This is a genomic window from Streptomyces sp. NPDC006265, assembly GCF_040613555.1.
Classification (GTDB): domain Bacteria; phylum Actinomycetota; class Actinomycetes; order Streptomycetales; family Streptomycetaceae; genus Streptomyces.
Window position 1 is genome coordinate 1 of sequence record NZ_JBEXSH010001076.1, and the last position, 2,641, is coordinate 2,641.

A 2,641-nucleotide genomic window follows, 5' to 3' on the forward strand; every position below is an offset into this window, starting at 1 on the left:
GGACCCGGTCCGCCTTGACGCAGGCCATGGCCAGCAGCACGGCGGACAGGATGAGGCCGAGGACGTTCAGTAGGAGGGACTGGAACGTGTGCAGGCCGGCGCTGACGCGCCGGGCCGAGCGGCGCAGGGCGCGGGCCGCCTCGGCGGACCCCTCCGAGCCGCCCGCCCCCGACCCAGTCTCCCGGTGCAGACGCAGCGCTCGGAGGAACTCCGTGGCCTGGGCCCGCAGATAGCCCGCGAGGGCGTCACCGGTGGGGGCGGGACCGGCGTGCCCGGCTCGGGGATCCGTCGGGTCAAGGTGTCGCTGTGCCACGCCGGCGCCTCCGGGCGTCTATGAGCATCTCCTGGACGTTGCGCAGGGGCTGTCCGTCCGCGTCGGTCGCATGCCGGGTCCAGTCGCCGTCCGGGCCGAGGCGCCAGGAGGCGGTGGAGTCGGACATGCCGGTCTCCAGCAGCCGGTTGAGGGCTGCCCGGTGGGCCGGGTCGGTCACCCGGACCAGGGCCTCTATCCGGCGGTCGAGGTTGCGGTGCATCATGTCGGCGCTGCCGATCCACACCTCCGGCTCGCCGCCGTTGCCGAAGCCGAACACCCGGGAGTGCTCCAGGAAGCGGCCGAGGATCGAGCGGACCCGGATGTTCTCCGACAGGCCCGCCACGCCCGGGCGCACCGCGCAGATGCCGCGCACCCAGATGTCCACCGGTACGCCCGCCTGGGACGCGCGGTAGCAGGCGTCGATGACGGCCTCGTCGACCATCGAGTTGACCTTGATGCGGACGTGCGCGGGACGCCCCGCACGGTGGTGCTGGACCTCCTTGGCGATCCGCGAGACCAGTCCGTCGCGCAGTGACTTGGGGGCGACGAGGAGACGGCGGTAGGTCTCCCGGCGCGAGTAGCCGGAGAGGCGGTTGAAGAGGTCCGAGAGGTCCGCGCCGACCTGCGGGTCGGCCGTGAGCAGGCCGAGGTCCTCGTAGAGGCGGGCCGTCTTCGGGTGGTAGTTGCCGGTGCCGACGTGGCTGTAGCGGCGGAGCGTCTCGCCCTCCTGGCGGACCACCAGCGACAGCTTGCAGTGGGTCTTCAGGCCGACCAGGCCGTAGACCACGTGGCAGCCGGCCTCCTCCAGCTTGCGCGCCCACTTGATGTTGGCGTGCTCGTCGAAGCGGGCTTTGATCTCGACCAGGACCAGGACCTGCTTGCCGGACTCGGCGGCCTCGATGAGCGCGTCGACTATGGGGGAGTCGCCGGAGGTCCGGTACAGGGTCTGCTTGATCGCGAGGACGTCCGGATCGCCCGCCGCCTGCTCCAGGAAGGCCTGGACGGAGGTGGAGAACGAGTCGTACGGGTGGTGCAGCAGCACGTCCCGCTCGCGCAGCGCGGCGAAGATGTCCGGCGCGGACGCCGACTCGACCTCGGCGAGGTCGCGGTGGGTGCCGGCGACGAACTTGCGGTACTTCAGTTCCGGCCGGTCCAGGGAGGCGATCCGGAACAGGCCCGTGAGGTCCAGCGGGCCCGGCAGCGGGTACACCTCGGCCTCGCCGATCTTCAGCTCGCGCACCAGCAGGTCCAGGACCTCGCGGTCGATGGACTCCTCGACCTCCAGGCGCACCGGCGGCCCGAAGCGGCGCCGCATGAGCTCCTTCTCCAGGGCCTGGAGCAGGTTCTCCGCGTCGTCCTCCTCGACCTCCAGGTCCTCGTTGCGGGTGAGGCGGAAGGCGTGGTGCTCCAGGACCTCCATGCCCGGGAACAGCTCCTCCAGGTGGGCGGCGATGACGTCCTCGATGGGGACGTAGCGGCCCGGGGAGCTCTCCAGGAAGCGGGACAGCAGCGGCGGCACCTTCACCCGGGCGAAGTGCTTGTGGCCCGTGACCGGGTTCCGTACGACGACGGCCAGGTTCAGGGAGAGGCCGGAGATGTACGGGAAGGGGTGGGCCGGGTCGACCGCCAGCGGGGTCAGCACGGGGAAGATCTGGTGCCGGAACAGGGTGAACAGGCGGGCCTGCTCCTTCTCCTGGAGCTCGTTCCAGCGGACCAGGTGGATGCCCTCCTCCGCGAGTGCGGGGGCGACGTCCTCGTGGTAGCAGGCGGCGTGCCGGGCCATGAGCTCGCGGGAGCGGGCCCAGATCATCTCCAGCACCTCGCGGGGCTGGAGGCCGGAGGCGGAGCGGGTGGCCACGCCGGTGGCGATGCGGCGCTTCAGACCGGCCACCCGGACCATGAAGAACTCGTCCAGGTTGCTGGCGAAGATCGCGAGGAAGTTGGCCCGCTCGAGCAGGGGCGTGTTCGGGTCCTCGGCGAGTTCGAGCACGCGCTCGTTGAACGCGAGCCAGCTGCGCTCCCGGTCGAGGAAGCGGCCCTGCGGCAGCTGGGGCCCGTCGTACGGCGATTCCTCGTACCCGTCGAGGTCGGCGTCGATGTCCGGTTCCAGATCGGAGACCGCCGCCGCCACCGTGTGCGGGCGGTGGGCGGCTATGGAGCCCACGGAGGGCTGCGCGTGCTGGACCTGTGCCTGGGTGTTCGGCTGGCTCATGGACCCATTCTTCCGCGCCGCGAGCATCACGGGCGCGTCGGACAGCGCGGGCGGGAGCGGAGGAGACTCCGGTTCCTCCGGCGGCGGACACCACGGGGGACACTCCTGCGGCGGCG

The 2,641-nt window shown here is 71.6% G+C and carries 1 protein-coding gene and 1 pseudogene; both read right to left on the minus strand.

Annotated features, from left to right (window positions below):
• A pseudogene (locus ABZ281_RS45410) lies at positions 1 to 313 on the minus strand (hypothetical protein); the annotation flags it as partial.
• A complete protein-coding gene (locus ABZ281_RS45415; RefSeq protein WP_356664241.1) occupies positions 294 to 2,525 on the minus strand; it encodes an RNA degradosome polyphosphate kinase in 2,232 nt (743 codons plus the stop codon). The gene ABZ281_RS45415 and the pseudogene ABZ281_RS45410, both read right to left, overlap by 20 nt.
• Positions 2,526 to 2,641 lie beyond the last annotated feature (116 nt).